The organism is Cohnella algarum (genome assembly GCF_016937515.1).
Lineage (GTDB): Bacteria > Bacillota > Bacilli > Paenibacillales > Paenibacillaceae > Cohnella > Cohnella algarum.
This window is the reverse complement of sequence record NZ_JAFHKM010000002.1, coordinates 5,732,886-5,752,343: the sequence shown is the minus strand read 5'-3', so window position 1 is coordinate 5,752,343 and position 19,458 is coordinate 5,732,886. Positions and strand designations below refer to the sequence as shown.

Annotated in this window: 17 protein-coding genes; 11 read left to right on the top strand and 6 right to left on the bottom strand. The window is 55.3% G+C overall.

Translation table 11 applies throughout. The features are described 5' to 3' along the window. Positions 1-124: 124 nt before the first annotated feature. Complete coding sequence (locus JW799_RS26135) at positions 125-3,943, top strand: LAGLIDADG family homing endonuclease (RefSeq protein ID WP_205432434.1); 3,819 nt, start codon at positions 125-127, stop codon at positions 3,941-3,943. Between the two features lie 96 nt (positions 3,944-4,039). Here JW799_RS26135 and JW799_RS26130 read toward each other — a convergent pair whose 3' ends face one another. Then, the gene (locus JW799_RS26130; protein WP_080837926.1) at positions 4,040-4,921 is read right to left on the bottom strand and encodes a LysR family transcriptional regulator; all 882 of its coding nucleotides are present in this window, start codon (positions 4,919-4,921) and stop codon (positions 4,040-4,042) included. A 240-nt stretch (positions 4,922-5,161) separates the two neighbouring features. Between JW799_RS26130 and JW799_RS29025 the strand changes: the two genes are divergently transcribed. From JW799_RS29025 to JW799_RS26115, 4 genes are all read left to right on the top strand, one after another. Then, complete coding sequence (locus JW799_RS29025; RefSeq protein WP_338026234.1) at positions 5,162-5,773, top strand: DUF6431 domain-containing protein; 612 nt, start codon at positions 5,162-5,164, stop codon at positions 5,771-5,773. Between the two features lie 37 nt (positions 5,774-5,810). Beyond that, positions 5,811-7,163 (top strand): DDE-type integrase/transposase/recombinase, encoded by a 1,353-nt coding sequence (locus JW799_RS26125; protein ID WP_080832320.1) that lies wholly within the window; start codon positions 5,811-5,813, stop codon positions 7,161-7,163. Then, complete coding sequence (locus JW799_RS26120) at positions 7,156-7,956, top strand: ExeA family protein (RefSeq protein WP_080832321.1); 801 nt, start codon at positions 7,156-7,158, stop codon at positions 7,954-7,956. The genes JW799_RS26125 and JW799_RS26120 overlap by 8 nt, the downstream gene beginning before the upstream one ends. A gap of 97 nt (positions 7,957-8,053) precedes the next feature. Then, a complete protein-coding gene (locus tag JW799_RS26115) occupies positions 8,054-9,382 on the top strand; it encodes an MFS transporter (RefSeq protein WP_275901489.1) in 1,329 nt (442 codons plus the stop codon). Between the two features lie 128 nt (positions 9,383-9,510). Here JW799_RS26115 and JW799_RS26110 read toward each other — a convergent pair whose 3' ends face one another. The 3 genes from JW799_RS26110 to JW799_RS26100 are packed head-to-tail and all read right to left on the bottom strand — an operon-like array spanning position 9,511 to position 11,376. Further along, on the bottom strand, positions 9,511-9,876 hold the full coding sequence (locus JW799_RS26110; protein ID WP_080837933.1) for a GntR family transcriptional regulator: 366 nt from the start codon (positions 9,874-9,876) through the stop codon (positions 9,511-9,513). Beyond that, a complete protein-coding gene (locus JW799_RS26105) occupies positions 9,876-10,529 on the bottom strand; it encodes an ABC-2 transporter permease (RefSeq protein WP_205432433.1) in 654 nt (217 codons plus the stop codon). The genes JW799_RS26110 and JW799_RS26105 overlap by 1 nt, the downstream gene beginning before the upstream one ends. Continuing rightward, positions 10,522-11,376, bottom strand: coding sequence for an ABC transporter ATP-binding protein (locus JW799_RS26100; RefSeq protein WP_205432432.1), 855 nt, complete (start codon positions 11,374-11,376; stop codon positions 10,522-10,524). The genes JW799_RS26105 and JW799_RS26100 overlap by 8 nt, the downstream gene beginning before the upstream one ends. Positions 11,377-11,777: 401 nt before the next feature. Here JW799_RS26100 and JW799_RS26095 point away from each other — a divergent pair, with 401 nt between their 5' ends. Together JW799_RS26095 and JW799_RS26090 are read left to right on the top strand one after the other, a co-directional pair. Further along, positions 11,778-13,025, top strand: a complete 1,248-nt coding sequence (locus JW799_RS26095) for an MFS transporter (RefSeq protein ID WP_338026330.1) — start codon at positions 11,778-11,780, stop codon at positions 13,023-13,025. A gap of 93 nt (positions 13,026-13,118) precedes the next feature. Continuing rightward, positions 13,119-13,958 carry an SPL family radical SAM protein gene (locus JW799_RS26090; protein ID WP_080837944.1) on the top strand — a complete coding sequence of 280 codons (840 nt, stop codon included), beginning with the start codon at positions 13,119-13,121 and terminating at the stop codon, positions 13,956-13,958. A gap of 79 nt (positions 13,959-14,037) precedes the next feature. On the opposite strand, the gene JW799_RS26085 is transcribed toward JW799_RS26090, so the two are convergent. Next, positions 14,038-15,057, bottom strand: a complete 1,020-nt coding sequence (locus tag JW799_RS26085) for a LacI family DNA-binding transcriptional regulator (protein WP_080840905.1) — start codon at positions 15,055-15,057, stop codon at positions 14,038-14,040. A gap of 276 nt (positions 15,058-15,333) precedes the next feature. Here JW799_RS26085 and JW799_RS26080 point away from each other — a divergent pair, with 276 nt between their 5' ends. Together JW799_RS26080 and JW799_RS26075 are read left to right on the top strand one after the other, a co-directional pair. Then, positions 15,334-16,113, top strand: a complete 780-nt coding sequence (locus JW799_RS26080) for an acetoin reductase (RefSeq protein ID WP_205432430.1) — start codon at positions 15,334-15,336, stop codon at positions 16,111-16,113. A gap of 92 nt (positions 16,114-16,205) precedes the next feature. Beyond that, complete coding sequence (locus JW799_RS26075) at positions 16,206-16,469, top strand: hypothetical protein (RefSeq protein WP_080837951.1); 264 nt, start codon at positions 16,206-16,208, stop codon at positions 16,467-16,469. Here the strand turns inward: JW799_RS26075 and JW799_RS26070 are convergent. Next, positions 16,464-17,372 (bottom strand): AraC family transcriptional regulator, encoded by a 909-nt coding sequence (locus JW799_RS26070; RefSeq protein ID WP_080837955.1) that lies wholly within the window; start codon positions 17,370-17,372, stop codon positions 16,464-16,466. The genes JW799_RS26075 and JW799_RS26070 overlap by 6 nt on opposite strands. A 177-nt stretch (positions 17,373-17,549) precedes the next feature. On the opposite strand from JW799_RS26070, the gene JW799_RS26065 reads away from it, so the two are divergent. Further along, a complete protein-coding gene (locus tag JW799_RS26065) occupies positions 17,550-18,398 on the top strand; it encodes a sugar phosphate isomerase/epimerase family protein (RefSeq protein WP_080837958.1) in 849 nt (282 codons plus the stop codon). Continuing rightward, positions 18,398-19,420 carry a Gfo/Idh/MocA family protein gene (locus JW799_RS26060; RefSeq protein ID WP_080837959.1) on the top strand — a complete coding sequence of 341 codons (1,023 nt, stop codon included), beginning with the start codon at positions 18,398-18,400 and terminating at the stop codon, positions 19,418-19,420. The genes JW799_RS26065 and JW799_RS26060 overlap by 1 nt, the downstream gene beginning before the upstream one ends. The last annotated feature ends 38 nt before the right edge of the window (positions 19,421-19,458 follow it).

Below are 19,458 nucleotides of genomic sequence, written 5' to 3'. Positions count from 1 at the left end.
TATGGTATGGTACAATGTTTTTCACGCACAATATATTGAATATGGAGCGTCCCGGGAAACCGCTGCCGCAGGGAAGCGGATCCCGAAGCAAGCTGGGAAGGACGCCGGGGAGAGGATGCAACGGATGAAAACGACGGTGAACGCGCAGCGCCTTACGGGACTCAGCGAAAAAATTTTTTTGGACCGTTACGCCTGGAAAAACGCCAATACCGACGAAACGAAGCCGGGCGATGTCGTGCTCGTTCTCACCAAGGACGATCCGAAATTTCCCGCGAAGGAAGTCGGCGAAGTCGTAAGCCGCAACGGCCGGAAAGCGACGGTTCGCACGCGCAGCGGGGAACTCGTCGAATCCGACGTCGACAAGCTGACGCTGACCGTGGAGAAAACCCCGGAGGAAATGTGGGACCGTCTGGCCGGCGCGATGGCTTCGGTCGAGGCGACCGAGGAAAAACGGAAGGAATGGAACGGGAAATTCCGCTGGCTGCTGGACGACTGGAAGCTCGTTCCCGGCGGCCGGATCGCGGCCGGAGCGGGCGCGAGCGAGGAGCTGACGCTTTTCAACTGCTACGTCATCCCGTCCCCGCACGACAGCCGCGGCGGCATCATGCACACGCTGACCGAAATGACCGAAATCATGGCCCGGGGCGGCGGCGTCGGCATTAACCTGTCCTCGCTGCGTCCGCGCCGCGCGGTCGTGCAGGGCGTGAACGGCTCGTCCAGCGGTTCGGTGTCGTGGGGCGGCTTGTTCAGCTACGCGACGGGGCTGATCGAGCAGGGCGGAAGCCGGCGGGGCGCGCTCATGCTGATGATCAACGACTGGCATCCGGACGTCGAGGAGTTTATTACGGTCAAGCAGACGCCGGGCATGGTGACGAACGCGAATCTGTCCGTTTGCGTCAGCAACGCCTTCATGCGGGCGGTCAAGGAAGATCTCGAGTGGGAGCTCGTTTTTCCGGATACGACCGATCCCGAGTACGACAAGCTGTGGGACGGCGACCTGAACAAGTGGAAAAAGCTCGGCAAGCCGGTCGTTCCGTACCGGACCGTCCGCGCGCGCGACGTCTGGAACAAAATCATCGAATCCGCCTGGAAGTCGGCCGAGCCGGGCGTCGTGTTCATGGAATATTACAACGAGATGTCGAACAGCTGGTATTTTAATCCGATCATCGCGACGAATCCGTGTTTCCATCCGGACACGAGAATCACGACGGAATTCGGCCTTATGCGCATCGAAGATCTGTACCGGAAAATGGGCGGCGAAGCCTTCCGGGTCGGAACGGACGTCCGGCTCATGGAGCAGGTTAAAGTCGTCAACGGGCGGTCGTACGAAATTCCGGGCGTCCGGATGCGTTCGGCCGTCGTATTTCCGACCGGCGAGAAGGAGACGGTAAACGTCGCGCTTCGAAACGGCATGGAGCTGAAAGTGACCCCGGATCACCGCATTTACACGGATAACGGTTGGAAGGAAGCGCGGGAGTTGACACCCGACGATTACGTCTACATTCAATCCGGGGAAGGCATGTTCGCCGAAAGCGACGACCTTGGCGAGGAGTGGGGGCACTTTCTCGGCTGGCTGACCGGCGACGGCTGGATTTCGAAGCGAGGCGACGTCGGCATGGTGTTCGGAGGGGAAGACGAGGAAGCCGTCCGCCGGCTTGTGGAGGCTGGCGAAGCGATTGCGGGCGTCAAGGCCAAAGTGTACGAGCGGGACAATGGAACAAAGCAAGTGTACTGGTGGCGAAAAGAATTGCGGGACCGCCTGCTGTCGCTCGGGGTGAAGCAAGAGAAAGCGGCCGGCAAAGAAGTTCCCGAAGCGTTGTTCACGGCGGCCAAGCCGACCGTCACCGCTTTTCTCCAAGCGCTGTTCAGCGCGGACGGAACGGTGTATACGCGAGATGAGATGCACCGCACCGTACGCCTCGCTTCCGCTTCGAAAAAGCTGCTCCAAGGCGTCCAGCTGCTGCTGCTCAACTATGGCATTCACGGCTTGATTTACGAGCGGACGAAGCGGTCCCAGGCTCGGTTCGAATATACGACGAAGGCCGGCGAGCATCGGATTTACGAGAGCGGAACGTTTTACGAATTGATTCTGAGCGGCAACAATATTGCCGAGTTTCATGAACAAATCGGGTTCCGCATGCTCGGGCGCAAACAAGAGGCGCTGGAGTCGATCGCCCGCAAATCGCGCAAATCGGAAAAGTTCGTGTCGCGGGTGGAAAGCGTAACGCCGGGGGAAACCGTGACCGTGTACGATATCACGGAGCCGGCTACGCATTCGCTTTTAGCCAACGGCTTCGTCGCGCACAACTGCGGGGAACAGGGCCTTCCCGCGTGGGGCGTCTGCAACCTGTCGGCGATCAACCTGTCCAAATTTTACGACGCCGACAAGCACGACGTCGCCTGGGACGAGCTGGCGGAGGTCGTTCGCTACTCGACCCGCTTCCTGGACAACGTCATCGACAAAACGCCGTATCATTTCCCGGAAAATGAAGCGAACCAGAAGAAGGAGCGCCGCGTCGGCCTGGGGACGATGGGGCTCGCGGAACTGATGATCCGCCTGCGCATCCGTTACGGCAGTCCGGAAAGCCTTGGCTTTCTCGACAAGCTGTACGGCTTTATCGCGCGGGAAGCGTATTTGGCTTCGGCGGAAATCGCGGCGGAGAAGGGCTCGTTCCCCGAGTTCGACGCCGAAAAGTACCTGCAAAGCGGCTTCATGAAAAATATGGCCGGCACGTTCCCGGAAGTCGCCGAAGCGGTGCGGGCGAAAGGCATGCGGAACGTGACCGTCATCACCCAGGCGCCGACGGGTTCCACGGGGACGATGGTCGGCACGTCCACCGGCATCGAGCCGTATTTCGCGTTCGAATATTTCCGGCAAAGCCGGCTCGGCTTCGACAAGCAGTACGTGCCGATCGCGCAGGAATGGAAGGACGAGCATCCGGGCGAGGACCTGCCGCCGTGGTTCGCGACCGCGATGGATTTGTCGGCCGAGGATCATATCCGCGTGCAGGCGGCCATCCAGCGCTGGGTCGACAGCTCGATTTCGAAAACGGCGAACTGTCCGGCCGACTTCACGGTGGAAGAAACCGCCAAGCTGTATGAGCTGGCGTTCGAGCTCGGCTGCAAGGGCGTGACCATCTACCGCGACGGCAGCCGGGACGTGCAGGTGCTGAGCACGACGAAGGACGGGGAAAAGGACGCGCCGAAATCCGAGGCGCCGGAGGGCGGCGGAGCGATTGCCGCTGCTGCCGGTTCGGCGAGCGAAACCGCGCATGGCGCGGCGGGCGGCACGGTCGCGGAAGCTTCCGCGACGGCTGAGTCGGATGAGGCCGCGATCGGCGAAATCGATCGGACGCTGAACGCCTCCGTCACTCCGCAGCAGGCGAAGGTGTTCGACAAGCAGTACAAGAGCCGGCCGAAGGTGCTGCGCGGCGCGACCTACAAGTTCAACACGCCGTTCGGCATGGCCTACATTACGGTGAACGACATCGACGGCACGCCGGGCGAAATTTTCCTCAACGTCGGCAAAGCCGGCTCCGACGTATTCGCAATGGCCGAGGCGCTTGGCCGGGTCTGCTCGCTGTTCCTGCGGTACGGCGACCACGGCAACAAGGTGCAGCTGCTCATCAAGCACCTGAAGGGCATCGGCGGGACCGGAGCCGTCGGCTTCGGCCCGAACCGAGTCGAATCGATCGCCGACGCCGTCGCCCAGGCGCTGGAGCTGCACTCCGGCTCGGCGCAGGAGGGGCACGAAGGCTCGGCCATGAGCGAGCCTCCGCTTGCGGCCGCGGCGGAAAGCGGGCCGGTCGCAAGCTACGCCGGCCGGTCGCTGCCGGTCGCTTACACGTCTACCGACCTGTGCCCGTCCTGCGGCTCGGCCTCGCTGCTGTACGTCGAGGGGTGCAAGACGTGCTCGAACTGCGGGTACAGCAAGTGCAGTTGATAAGCGAACCGGTGAATGAGCCCAGGGGTTGAACCCTGGGCTTTATTATTAGGTCAACCAGAAATTTCTGGTTGGCCTATTCATTTACTTTCTCCATTATTGATCAGAAAAGAACTCGATAAGGAACCGTTGAAATTCACGCACGGCTTTAGGTAAATAGCGAGCTTCATTCCACAATACGGAGAAGGCGCGCCTGTTATCCGTCCCTTGAATAGGCAGCAAAGTGTACTGCGTTACTTCGTCGCCTCTGCATCCCGGAACGAATGCGACCCCCAGGCCCGCTTGCACGAGGCTGCCGAGTGCGGCAGGCTCCTCTACTTCACAGACGATTGTCCGCTGAATTCCCGCTCGACGGCTGATTGCGTCATTAACCTCACGAAACGGATGCCCGGGCTTATATTCGATGAACGGCTCGTCGGCGGCCTGCACCAAGGCAATGTCGCTCAGACGCTCAAACCGGTGGCCATGGGGCACGGCAAGATAGACCTCTGTATGCAGTACGGGGCATTCGCGAATGGTCGGTTTATGGGACGATAACGGTCCGAACCCGAGGTCCGCGTCGCCTTGCTCCAAGAGCATCTCAATGCGGTAAGACTCGGCAGGCGCAATCTGATTGATGCGGAAGCGGATGTCCGGATAACGTTCGCGGAAAGCCGAAATCGCAGGCGTGAGACGGTTTAGCGCATTCGTGGCGATTCTGATTGTCCCTCGCTCCAACCCCGCCATATCCTTCACTTCTTTTTTTCCCTCTTCCAACAAAGATAAAGCTGCTTCGACTTTCGCGAGGTAGGCTTTGCCGAAAGGATTCAGCCGAATCTGCCGATTGGCGCGATCGAACAACGGAACGCCAAGATCTTCCTCCAGCCTTGAGATTGTTTTGCTAAGTGCCGGCTGCGCAACATGGAGCTGTTCAGCTGCTTTGGTCATATGTTCCAATGCGGCAACGGTTCGAAAATAGTGTAACTGCAGCAGTTCCAAAGCTGTCCCTCCTGATCCATATACCCGAAGTTATCGAAACATAAATTAACATGTATTATTTATTATCTATTTTTGATTGTAAAATAACGTGTATCTAAAAGAAAGGGGAATTTCGATGAAATCCGATAAGTTGATTGTTGCCGCCGAAAGATAACGTCCAATTGCTGGCGGGATTGCCTGTCCGAGAGTTGCTGAATATAATGACCGTATCACAGAAAAGGAAAAGGATGCCTCCCATGTATGTGGGCCTGCGGGAACAGGCTCACGGGATGCATCCCCCAAACAACATGGTCATTGTATCAAAGTATGAGCTGGATGAGAAGTCACCCGGCGTTTTTTGTTCGATGTGCAGAATTGGTTCCCTCTCCCTGCTGTGGAGAAGCGCTTAGTGTCATTGGCAGTCGGAAGCGGAAGCTCACCAGCGAGGACGGAGATCGCCGCTTGCTCGTCATTCGCCGGCTGCGTTGTACACAATGCCGGAAGATCCACCATGAGCTCCCGGATTGTGTGGTGCCGTACAAACGGTACGAATCGGCATGCGTGGAACAAGTCGTATCGGAACATGCGGCTCCATCTACGGTAGCGGCAGATGACGCGACTTTGCTTCGCTGGAAGAACTGGTTTCGCGAACAGACCACATACCTGCTCGGAGCTCTAAGATCTATCGCCATTCGCTTTCATCAGGACCCTGCGAAGAAGCCGTCCGTCTCTACGCAGACTGCACATCACCCTTTCGGACACTACGTCGGGGACGCCCCCGGCTGGCTGGCGCGAATTGTCCGCCCGGTCGCAAATTCAAATTTGTGGTTACATACCCGTTCTGCATTCTTGTCCGGCAAGATGCTGCGGTAGACTCATCTGGAAGTCTACCAAGCGAGGTGCAGAACAGATGAAAGATCAGAAGAAAGCAGAGGCCGTCGCGTCGGAACGCATGCAGCTCCTGTCGCCGCTGCTGGCGGAAGGGCTGGACACCGCCAAAGCCAGCCAGATCAAGCGACAGATATGTGAGCAAACTGGACTCTCCGAGCGGACGCTGCGCCGGTATCTGGCCAAGTATCGCCAAGACGGCTTCGGCGGCCTGAAGCCACGAGGCAAGGGACGCCAGCCGTCAGAGGAGATCATTCCACCAGAAATTGTGGAGCAGGCCATTTTGCTGCGCCGGGAGGTGCCCGGCCGAAGCGTTGCCCAGCTCATTCAGATCCTGGAATGGGAAGGCCGTATAAAACCCGGGCAGATCAAGCGCAGCACGCTGCAGGAAAGATTAGCAGAGCGCGGTTACAGCACGCGCCATATGCGCATGTACGCCGAATCGGGCGTCGCCGCACGGCGGTTCCAAAAGCGCCATCGTAATCGCTTGTGGCACTCGGATATCAAGTATGGCCCGTACTTGCCCATCGGCCCCGGAGGTACCATGAAGCAGGTATTTCTGGTGACGTTTATCGACGACGCGACGCGGTTTGTGCTTCATGGCGAATTCTACCCGGTCATGGACAAGACCATCGTGGAGCACTGCTTCCGCCAAGCCATTCAGAAGTTCGGCGCTCCCGAGGCGGTCTATTTCGACAACGGCAAGCAGTACCGGACCAAATGGATGACGAGGGCATGCTCCAAGCTCGGGATCCGGCTGCTATTCGCGAGGCCCTACTCGCCGGAGGCGACCGGCAAGGTCGAACGGTTTAATCGCGTGGTGGATGCGTTCCTGAGCGAGTCCGCGCTTGAGAAACCGAAAACGCTCGAGCGGCTCAACGAACTGTTTGCCGTATGGCTGTCGGAGTGCTATCAGAACAAGCCGCATTCGGCGCTGGAGAACAAGCGTAGTCCGGAAACGGCGTACCGTAGCGACAAGCAAGCGCTTCGGTTCGTGGATCCGGACGAGCTCGCGAATGCATTCCTGCACTGCGAGACACGCAAGGTCGACAAATCCGGCTGCATCAGCTTCATGGACCGGAAGTACGAGGTCGGCCTGCCGTTCATCGGCTGCACGGTGGATGTGGTGTTCGACCCTGCGGACATCACCGAGCTTACGATCGAGTACGAAGGCCATATACCTTGGCGCGTGCGGGAACTCATCATCGGCGAACGCGCAGGCAAGCGGCCGCAGCTTCCGGAGCATATCGGTCCGCTGCCGGCAGATGCGTCAAGGCTGCTCGCGGCAGCGGAGGATCGCAGCAGGAGTCGCAAAGCGGAGCAGGCGCCGGCCGTGGCTTATCGCCGGATGACCAAGGAGGACGGTCATGTTTGAGTCCTTCTACGGCCTTACCCGCTCACCATTCTCCCGGGACATCTCGACCAGCGAGTTGTACGAATCGGTCACGCTCGAGGAAACGCTCGGGCGTCTGGAGTACGCTGCCCAGCGGCAGTGGTTTGCGGTTGTTACCGGCGATTGCGGCACGGGGAAGACGACGACGATTCGGCGGTTCACCGAAGTGCTGGATCCGGCAAAGTACAAGGTGCTCTACCTATCGGACTCTAAGCTGACGCCGCGGCATTTTTACAAGGGGTTGCTCGAACAACTCGGCTGCGAATCGAAGTTCTACCGCGGCGATGCCAAGCGCCAGCTGCACCGCGAGATTGAGCTTATGCGCGGTATTCATCGATTGCAGCCGGTTGTCGTCGTCGACGAGGCCCATCTGCTGGATCGCGAAATGCTGGAGGAAGTGCGTTTCCTGCTCAATTTCAAGATGGATGCACAGAGCCCTATGGCGCTCATCCTGGTCGGTCAAAGCGAGCTGTGGGATCGCCTGAATATGCAAGCGTATGCGGCGATCCGCCAGCGGATCGACCTGCAGTGCAAGCTGCCGCACTATGATCGTGCCCAGACCGGCGATTACATTAGGCGTCACATGACGTTCGCTGGCGCGGAGCATGACATCTTTACCGACAGCGCGATCGACGACATCTACCGATTCTCGAGCGGCGCCGCAAGGCTGATCAACAAAGTATGTACACATGCACTCATCTACGGCTCACAGAACAAACATCGGATCATTGACGATCATATGGTCAAGCGTGTCATCCAGGGAGAATTATCGTGATTCTCCCTTTTCCTTAAACATCAGGGGACAGATTGACCATCACCAGCAGGACAACTTACACCGTCAACTGGCGGGCATTATGCGTTGGCAGTAACAGTTGATCTATACCCTCGCATTCACCATGATTCTGTCTTCCATGAGTGCGACCATGTTTAATATCGTGTTGCCGAAGATGGCCGCGGAGTTTCAGCTCACCTACGCGCAGGTAAGCTGGGTATCCGCCATCTATTCTCTTATCTATGCGATCGGTTCGGCTATTTATAGCAAATTAGCCGATCTAATCAAATTAAAAAGCCTGGTCACGTTCGGAATCCTCTTCTTCTGTATCGGATCGTTAATTGGACTGGTTTCCGGAGCTTTTTGGATGGTTCTTCTGGGCAGAATATTGCAGGCATGCGGTGCGGCAGTCATTCCTGCGATGGCGATGATCGTGCCGATACGTTTTTTTGCCGAGAGGCGGGGATGGGCGCTCGGCATTACGGCAACCGGGCTTGCGATCGGGGGGACGATCGGGCCTGTCGTATCCGCAACGCTTGTCAGCTTCGCTCATTGGCGATGGTTGTTTTGTCTGCCGCTGCTGCTTGTCGTCACTCTGCCTTTCTACCGTAAATATCTCAACGACGAGCAGGGAAAAGGAGGAAAACTCGATTGGATCGGCGGAGGACTTCTTGCGTGCACGGTGGCCGGTTTACTGCTAACCCTTACGTTCGAGAACGGGCTGTCGGCTGCAATGAGCGCGGCAGCGTTGCTTCTGTTCGTTGTCCGTATTCATAAAGCGACGTCGCCATTCGTCAATCCTTCCCTGTTTCGGAACGTCGATTATTCCCTAGGACTCGCGATCGCAGTAATGGGCGTTTCTGTCGGATATTGTCTGCTGCTTCTTACCCCGCAGCTGTTGGCAGACGTCCATGACCTATCCCCCGGGCTGATCGGTTTCATCATGGTGCCTGGAGCCGCCGTCTCGGCGTTATTGGGGCGTAAAGCAGGGAAACTTGCTGATGCCAAAGGAAATTCGACACTGCTCGCGATTGCGAGCGTGCTGCTTTTTGTTTGCTTCTCGTTGATGTATCTTTTTTCGTTGGGAGGTTCCCCCGTCTTAGTAGCCGTTTTCCTTATATTCGGGAATGTCGGGCTGATGTTTTTCCAAATCGCATTGTCCAATACGATCTCCAGAACGCTGCCGAACGAACAGACCGGTATCGGTATGGGGCTGCTATCGATGTTGAATTTTCTGTCCGGGGCAATTGCCACCGGCATTTACAGCAAAATCGTCGACCACGGTGCTTCGTTCAGTTTGAATCCATTCGTAGAAGAAAAGAACTCCTATGTGTACGGCAACATTTACTTCGTTTTAACGTTAGCCGTTTTGGGAATATGGATCGTGTATCGTGTACGTTTTGGAAGCAGAACGGGTGAGCGCGGGTAAGTAATATATGAAGCAGAAAAAGCGGAGCCGCCGGGTTATGGGCTCTGCTGCTTCGTGCCGCAATTAATCCGGATCGCCAGGAAAGAGGCTATTCGGCTGCACCAACCGTTGGCCAGCGATTCATCGCATCAATAAATTTCCTTCAGCAGCTCGACAACCTCCTCTAAAGTAAGACCAAAGGATTTGTAATACGAAGCGTCGATAAGCATCTGCTGCAAGATGATTTCATTGCGCTTTTGGAGCTTGTCGCCGGGCGAGAGATCGTTGACAAAGCATCCTTTGCCGGTCACGGTGTAGATCAAACCAAGCCGCTCGAGCTCTTCCCAGGCTTTTTTGACGGTAATAATACTGACTCGAAGCTCGGTGGCCGCTTGTCGGATAGGGGGGAGAGGATACCCGCTTTCCAACTCGCCCTTAAGAATTTGCGCGCCGATTTGTTCGTAGAGCTGTTGGTAGATAGGTTTCTCGGACGTGTTCGAAATGGCAACGTTCATTACAATTCCACTTTCAAGAACCGTTTGTAGGCAATATGATAAGCAATTATCGTAGCGATTGCAAATATCGCGATACCCGCAGCCAGGATCAGTGCATGTATTGCGATGCGATCGGCGCCCGTCCCCTTGAAAAGTTCAAACACGTACGAGTTTTGAATGCCGATCCATTCCGCGCTCCCGGCAAACAGGAGGGCAGCCAGGGTGGAGGCAATCGTTGGCGCCCCGTATTTATACGCCGTCTTGAAATACATGGGGATCAAGATGATATTGAATATAGCTAGCATGACGAAACATAATCCCCAAAAGCCGAACGACGGCGAAAAGAAAAGGTAGGTCAGATTCGGATATAAACGAACGCTGATCATGCCATAGATGGCGGCGATTACCAAGTGCAGCAATTCCAAGATCACAATAAAGGATACCCTTGCCTTGACGATGTCTTTTTTCGATACGGGCAGCATGCTGGTGAACATGAGATCGTTCTGGCTTTTATAGCCTCCCAGCATATTCGGCACGGTGATAAAACAAAAGTACAGGATGACCAGGAAGTAAAGCCATCCCGGGATTAACATCAAGGCGCCTGTCAAAAGGGGCAGTACATAAAAGAAAGGATTGACGCCGAGTTTCAGTTCCTTCATCAATAAGTTATACATAGGTACCCTCCATTTTCGAATAGTAGATCATGATTTCTTCCAGATTCGGGAGGGTCGATTTTATGCCTGAAGACGGGTCGAAGTCTTTCGCATGAATCAAGCCGGTAAAGCCGAAAGAATTGGTTTTGTAGGCAATGAGTCGGCTTTTAACCAAGTCCAGTTGTTCCATGCTGCCATTCAACAAACGGTACGCTTCGCTGAATGCTTCTTTTTCGGAACTGTTGATAATTCGTCCGTTATGGATATAGGTAATATAATCGGCGCACTTTTCCAAGTCGGAGGTGATATGAGTTGAAAAAAGGATGCTGATTTCACCGTCCTGCACCAGCTCCTGGAAAGTGTCCAGCAGGTCGTCTCGGGCAACCGGATCGAGTCCGCTGGTCGGTTCATCCAGAACAAGCAGTTTTGCGCCGTGGGACAAAGCAAGCGCCAGACTGTACTTGACTTTCATTCCGGTCGATAATTCGGCTATTTTTTTGTCTTCGATCAGGTTGAATTTTTTCAGATACTTGTAGTAGGTTTCATCATCCCAATTGCGATAGAACGTTTTGACCACATTCGTTAACGTTTTGATTTTGCTGCGGGTGTAAAAATCGATGTTTCCGAAAGCGGAGCCGATTTCCTGTTTCAACTCGAGTTCGTGCTCGGCCATGCTTTTGCCCAGAATGCGGATCTCGCCGCTATCCGCTTGAATCAAATTCAATATGGATTTGATGGTGGTGGTTTTTCCGGCTCCGTTGGCTCCGATAAATCCCATGATATATCCCTTTTCCAGTTGGAAAGAGACGTCTTTTAGCTGAAAATGCACGTATTTTTTATTCAAATTTCGGATATCCAAAGCCAGCATTTCGTTCCCTCCGTTTTTAAAATTGTGTATCTTGTGTATGCACAATGTAACACAAAGGAAGTTCTTGCGTCAAATACAGTCCAGGATCGGCGGCCGAAAGCATTGCCTGTTGGCAAAACGAGTAGTATATTTAATTGTAAATAAGTTCTGCACTGCAAAGGGGAATCGATACGAAATGCTCCTCACCTTTCGTTATGACGGGATTTGAACAAATCTAATATAAGAACGACGCGTCGAATCGTAAGCCAAGGCAGAGGCTTATTTGGTTGCGCGGTCGTTCGACATTCGTCATAACGAAGCTAACGTAACGCAAACAGGCGCGCATCCTGAGGATCCCGTCGGAAGCTTTCATGTCGTTATGAAGGCTTTTTTTGTTTGCGCTAAAGGGGAGAAGCTGAACGGTGCTTGGGCGAAAAAGGCCGCTATACGCGTTATTTTTATTGCAGGGCGGTTCCTTGTTAGGCAGCAGACTGTCCGGCATTGCGGTTGGAATTTGGCTCGCAAAGGAATATGACACGGTTACGACGCTGCTGCTCATCCCGCTGTTTCAAGAATTGCCGGCGTTATTGTTAGGTGTATGGCTGGGGCTCGCGGTTGACCGGTTCAACCGGAAAAAGCTCATTATTTTCGCGGATTGCGGGCAGGCTGCGGGGACGCTTTGGTTGCTGTTTGCCATTGCGGATGGGGATTTGCCGCTTTCGCAATTGTACACGATCGTTACGCTTCAAGGGATGTTTGCGGCCGTGCAAGTCCCGGCGATCGCTGCCGTCACGTATGAGCAGGCAGCCGAGGGCGAGTTGGATAAGGCCAATGGGCTGAAGGAGCTTATGTTTCCGATCGCCAGCGTCCTTGCCCCATTTTTGGCGGGCATGCTTTATGCGCCAGTTGGTCTTCCCGGTATCATTCTGATTGATCTTTTGACGTTCGCGGCCGCTGTTGCGGGGACGCTTTTGCTGCCGATTTCCGTAGAGACGCGCAGGCGGGAGGCGGATGGGGCTTCGGACGCGAAAGGGCTGTGGGCGCAAGCGTTTCAAGGGTTTGCATACATCTTCCGGCAAAAAGGGCTTCTCGCGCTCGTTATATATATGGCATGGTGGAATTTGCAGCTTAACGGTCCGCTGGAACTGGCGATCCCTCATTTGCTCGCCCGAACCGGCAGCGACCGGTTGACTTCCTTGCTCCTTGGCGCCATGAATGCGGGGGCGCTTTGCGGCGCGCTGCTCGTCATCAGCGGGCTTACGTTCCGCAAGCGCCTGATCCCGATGTTCGTCGGTTCGCTTCTGACCGCCGTCATGTTCGTTATATTCGGTTTCGCGGCGAATGACTGGCTGCTGGGAGTCTCCATTTTGTTGCTTATGGTGCCGCTGCCGATGACGGGGGCACTGTTCAGTTCCTTCATTCAAGTCAACGTTCCCGGCCATTTGCACGGGAGGGTCTTTGCCGCTGTCGGGCAACTATACGCTTTGACAGCGCCGCTTTCTTTTATCGTTACGGGACCATTGGTGGATCGTTGGCTGGAGCCCGGTTTACAAGACAGGTACGGTTCGGGAGCGGGGATGGTTCTTGTTCTTGCAGCGTCCGGTTGCTTCATTTTGATTGGGGCGCTTGCGACCTTCCTAAGAAAAACAGTCCGTTCGTTGGAGGAGTGAGTCGAGCCCGGAATCGTCTTTAATGTTTTCGACGAAAATAGATTACAATAAGGATCGACAGGTTTTTAGTCCCGTGCAAAGAAGGGAAGACCGATGAGCAAGCCCCCTGTAAGGAACGAAATCCTTTCCAGGAACATTCTTACCGAAGCGAAGGGTTACCTGGATATCGGCTTCACGCATTCCTTGAACCCGTTCGGCGGCTGCGCGTTTGCCTGCAAGTATTGTTACGTTAGGGAAATGCCGATTCAGAGGTTCAAGGAAACTTCGTGGGGAGAATGGTTGGACGTAAAAACAAACGCGGTTGAAAATTACCGTAAAGAAATCATGAAGCTTAGACGGAACAACAAACCCGTTCGTATCTTTATGTCCTCTGCGACAGACCCTTATCAACCGGTTGAACGGGATGTCAAGCTTACCCGCGGGATTTTGGAGGAGATGATCGAACGCCCGCCGGATTTGCTGCAAATCCAGACTCGGGGTCCGCTCGTCGCAAGGGATATCGATCTGCTCGCGAAGTTGAAGGAAAGATGCGAATTGCTCGTCTCGATGACGGTCGAAACCGACCGGGAAGATATGAAGCGAATTTTTGCTCCCGTTGCCCCCGGCATCGGATTGCGGATCCAAGCGTTGAAAGAAGTGCACGATGCGGGAATTTTCACTCAGGCTGCGATTTCTCCCGTTTTGCCGTTCACCCCCGAATTCCCGAAGCTGTTGGATGGAATCGCCGATCGGATTTGGATCGATACGCTTCAGATCGGAGACGGCTCGAGGGGAAAGCGTTCCGCGCGGCTAGGAATGCCCCGGCTGTTCGAAGAGCATGATGTATCGAAGTGGTACAGCGAAGATTTGCATATCAAGGTGGAGAACTATTTCAAAAAATTTTTCCCCAGTGAAAGGATTCGCGTTTCGAAAGAAGAGGCATTTCCGATCTGACCGCAAGAAACAACCCCCGAATCAAAAACCGGATACCCAGAAGATCTGGGGCCGGTTTTTTCGTTGATTGAAAAAAGATTCAGGTGGACTTCTTCATGACGACGCTGGACTCGCGAACGATGAGCCGGGGTTCAAATTCGATGCGTTCGTATTCGGAAGCGTCTTGCGCCTCTATGCGCTTCAGCAAAAGCTCGGCGGCAAGACGCCCGACTTCGGTCCCCATAATGGACACGGAGCTGATCTGGGGCGACGTAACCGTCGTCCAAAGATTGTTGTCGATGCCGACGATGGCCACGTCTTCGGGCACGCGCACGCCCAGCTCCTTAAATCGGTTGACGATGCCGATCGCAACCATGTCGTTCACCGCATAAATCGCGTCCGGCATTCGCTTCAGGCTATAGAAGTAATTCGCAGCTTGCCGTCCGGTCTCGAAGTTGAAATCTTCGCCGAAGTAGACAAGCGAAGTATCGACGCTTTGAAGCGACTGCTCATAGGCCAAATAACGTTCTTCAAGCTTGTTCTTCGGCGCGCCGGCATAAGCGATTCGAGTCCGGCCGATCTGCTGCAGATGCTCCATGACGAGCTTGCCTTCAGAATAAGCGAGGCCGACGATATCCGCCTTGAGGTCCGGGCTCATCTTCTTGCCGTAGTTGATCACGGAAACGGGCACGCCAGTATGGTTGATGAGGTCCTCGAGCTGCTTGGGGTAGGCGAGAGGAAGAATAATGAGCCCGTCGACATGCAGTTTCTTGATTTCTCGAAGTATTTCGATTTCGGTTTGAGCGTTGCCTAGCGTATTGATCTGGACGACCCTATAGCCGTGCTGCTTTACCGCTTGTTCGACGGCCCAGGCAATATCCGGGATAATGGCATTGCGAATGTCCGGCACCGCCAGGGCAATCTGATGGGTCTGACGGACTTTTAAACTCTGGGCAGAGGTGTTCGGAATAAAGCCCATCTCTTTGATGATTTGCATGATTTTGGCTTTGGTGCTTTCGCTGATTCCTTCGCTATTATTAAGCGCGCGCGAGACGGTTGCAATTCCGACTCCCGCCTGCTTGGCAACGTCCTCGATGGTTACTTTTTTCTTATTCGACATGTACGTTTCCCTCTTTTCGGAATCGTTTCCTTCACACATTTTCGATTGATTTTTCATTTATTATACCATCGAGCGGGAGAGGAAGACGATTCCGTCACCAATCCCTATGGATTAACGCCCATTTTGGACATAATTATCGCCAAATCGTCAGAATCGATCAGAATGGCCAGGCCTGTTCGCATGCGACCTTGACAGTGTGTCTGAGCTGTGGAATAATTATTTCCGGAAACGTTTCCTATATTATCAGAAAGAAATATACATTTCGGAGGTTACATCGTGAGCAAACAAAAAGTCGCAGTCATTACGGGATCGGCTCAAGGAATAGGCAAAGGCTTGGCAGAGCGTCTGGCCAAAGACGGTTTCGCGATCGTACTTAGCGACATTAACGAAGCGACACTGAACGCAGCGGTCAAAGAGTTCCAGGACAAAGGCATAAACGTGACGTCCATGGTCGGAAACGTCGCCAAGTTGGAGGATCAAGAGGCACTGGTTCAGAAAGCGGTCGATACTTTCGGCAGCGTGGACGTGTTTATTAATAATGCCGGGATCGAAGGTCAACTCGGTCCGATTACCCAAGTGGAACCGAAGCTTGTCGACCGCATCTTGGATATCAATGTGAAAGGCGTTATTTACGGCATTCGCGCAGCCGCCAATCAAATGATCAAGCAAGGAACGGGCGGCAAGATCATTAACGCATGCAGTATCGCCGGCCAGGAAGGCTTCGAAATGTTGAGCCCGTACTCCGCCACCAAGTTCGCGGTCAAAGGCCTGACGCAAGCCGCCGCCAAAGAACTGGCTAAATTTAAGATCAACGTAAACTCTTACTGCCCCGGTATCGTCGGAACCTCCATGTGGGAGCGTATCGACGAAGAAATGACGAAATTTATGGGCACCAAAAAGGGAGAAGCCTTCCAGAAGTACGCAGAGGGAATCGCTCTCGGCCGCACGCAAACTCCGGAGGATGTCGCCAACCTTGTCTCCTTCCTGGCGTCGTCCAACTCCGATTACATTACCGGCCAGAACATTTTGACCGATGGCGGCATGGTATTTAACTAATATAACGAATTAACCAAGGTTGCATAGAAGAAAAAAACCGGCTCATCAGAACGATCTGAGAGCCGGTTTCTTGTGTCTATCTGATTCCGGATTTGCTGGAATGCACGAAAGCGGAAGCTCCCAAAAGAGGGCTCATCGTCACCGGACCTTTTGACGGAATTTACGAATCGAACGAAGAAATCGACCGTTTGGTCAACGCGGAATTGACCAGGCGCGCCTTCGCGCCTTCCATGGAGTTCCGGGAATACCGCATGGATCCGGGCCTGTTCGCAACTTGGGAACAATTGAAAGCGGAGATTCCGCAGCGGATCGAAGCCCGCATCGAGGAGCTGCGCCGGTTGGAACGAAGCCTATAATTTCACCCGAGCCCTCGCCGAGCGGGCATACTCGGAAGGCGGCATGCCGGTTGCCTTCTTGAAGTCCCGCGAGAAATAATGAATGCTGCTGTAGCCGAGCATCGCGGCGATTTCCGTGAAGTTGTACTGCTGCTCGCGGATCAGCGTCTTGGCTTCCTCGATTTTCAGCTGCTTGAAATAATCCATCGGACCGGTCCCGACCTGCGCGTGAAAAATCTCCTTCAACCGGCTCTTGCCGAGATGATGCTCCTTGCACAGCCGGTCGAGCGTAAGCGGCTCGGAGAGGCGCGACCGCATGAACGAGACGATCCGTTCGGCCGTCTGCTGCTCCGCCTTCTCGGTCTGGAAGGAGGCGGGCTTGCGCGAGGACGGGGCCTCCTGCCGTTTGGCGTCGTCCAGCTGCCGGACCAGCGCGATCAGCAGCGTCTCGAGGCTGTTGCGCATCGCCTGTTCGCTGGCGAACGGAGCGTCCGTGCGGCTGACCAGCTCGTGAACGTGCGAATTGTCGTACGGCGGCTCGAAGGAGTGGAAGCCTTCCTGAAGCAGGAGCGACACCAAGTTCCGTTCCCGGGTGCCGAGCCGAACGACCCGGTTTTCGAATCGGGCCATATGCGGGGAGGAGCATTCGAAGGAAAGCACGAACAAATTGGGCGGCTTATGCTGCTGGCCGACCCGCACCGTATGAAATTCTCCCGGCTTATGGAAAATGATCGTTCCCTGTTCGAGCTGGTGCGTGCGGTCGTCCGCCCGGACCTCGACGGAACCCTTGTCCACGTACAGCAGCTCCCAGAAGTCGTGCTGTTCGCCCTCGAACACGTAGCCTTTGGCGAATTCGAAGTAATGGAACGAAATCAGCTTCCGCACCGCGATCATTTCCTTGAGCGTATGGCGAACGAATTCCATCGGCCGGTCCCTTCCTTTCCTCGCAAACCCTCGCTAACGTGCACCCTCGTTCCATTTGCATTCTATCATATTTCCAATTCCGATTGTGCAAAAGGTCCGGCCGATTTGCTAAAGGCGGGCGGCGGCGGCGGCTCTATAATAAGCGGTGACAACCGATTAAAGGAGGCTGCCGCCACGATGAAAAAGGGAATCAACATTTGGTCTTTTCCGGAAGGGATGGGCATCGAGGAGTGCATCGCGCTCGCCAATAAAGCCGGTTTCGACGGGATCGAACTGTCGTTGAACGAGACGGGACCGCTCGGACTGGAAAGCTCGGCCAAAGACGTGTTCGCCCTGCGCCGTTTCGCCGACAATGCCGGAATCGAGCTGTCCAGTCTTGCGAGCGGACTGTATTGGGATTACCCGCCGACGAGCGAGAGCAAGCAGGTGCGCGAGAAAGCGCTTGATATCGCAAAAAAGCAGCTGGAGTTTGCCGCCGTGCTCGGCGTCGACACCGTTCTGATCGTTCCCGGCGCCGTGGGCGTCGATTTTCTTCCGAATGCGCCCGTCGTGCCTTACGAACGGGCGTATGAGAACGCCCTGAACTTTTTCTCGGCTCTGGCGAAGGAAGCGGAAGCGGTGAAAGTTTCGGTCGGCATCGAAAACGTGTGGAACAAATTCCTGCTCTCCCCGCTCGAAATGCGCGGATTTATCGATACGATCGGCTCCGACTATGTCGGGTCTTACTTCGATGTCGGCAACGTCGTGTACGCCGGTTATCCCGAACACTGGATCTCGATTTTGAACAAGCGGATCAAGAAGGTTCATTTCAAGGATTATCGCCGGCAAGCGGGCGGCCTTCACGGCTTCGTCGACCTGCTGGCGGGCGACGTCGACTATCCGGAGGTCGTTCGCGCGCTGGAGGCGATCGGGTACGACGGCTACGTCATCGCCGAAATGATTCCGCCTTATACGCACCATACGCAGCAAATCGTTTACAATACGTCCGCGTCGATGGACGCGATTTTGGGAAGGACGGTACGCTGATGCTGAACATCGGACTGATCGGGCTCGGATTTATGGGGAGGACGCACCTGGAGAACTATTTGCGGCTGGAGCGGGAAGGCGCGCCCATTCGCGTCGTGGCGCTGTGCGACGTCGACGAGGCCAAGCTAAACGGCGGAGGCAGCGGCGGAAATATCGACACGGCGTCGGAGCACGAAATCGATTACGGCCGTTTCCGCAAGTATACGTCGGTGCAGGAGATGCTGGACCGCGAGGAGTTGGCGCTCGTCGACATCACGCTTCCGACGTTCCTCCACCGCGATGTGACGGTTCAATGCCTGAACGGCGGCGTTCACGTGCTGTGCGAAAAGCCGATGGCGATGAACGCCGCCGAATGCGACGAGATGATCGCGGCGGCGGAAGCAAACGGCAAGCGGCTTATGATCGGCCAATGCCTGCGCTTCTGGCCGGCTTATGTGTATCTGCAGGATCTTGTCACGAGCGAAAAGTTCGGCCGCGTGACGAGCGCTTACTTTTACCGCGGCGGGGGCACGCCGTCCTGGGGGCCCTGGGTGCTGAGGAATGAGCAGGGAGGAGGCGCTCTTCTCGATATGCACGTGCACGATACCGACATGGTCAACTGGCTGTTCGGCAAGCCGGAGGCGGTCTCCTGCTACGGGCGGAACGTCATTCCGGGCAGCGGCTACGACATTGTTTCGACTCACTACCGCTATGGCGACGACAAAATCGTTTCCTCCCACGTCGATTGGACGTTAAATGGGGATTTCGGCTTCGAGATGGGCTACAAAGTCAACTTCGAGCGCGGGAACGCGCAGTTCGACGGCAGCCGCGTCAAGGTGAACCCGAACGACGGGGCAGGCTATTACGCCGAGCTTCCGGCCGACCAAGGCTATTATTACCAGCTGAAGGCGTTCGCCGAAGCGATCGCCCGGGATTTGCCGCTCGATACGGCAACGCCGGAGAGCACGAGGGCCAGCATCGAAATCGTGACGGCGGAAAGAGCATCGGCGGACCGGCGCGGCGAATGGGTTCCGGTTCCGTAACGGATCTTTCATGACCAATCGGTATACGCTGCCTTTTC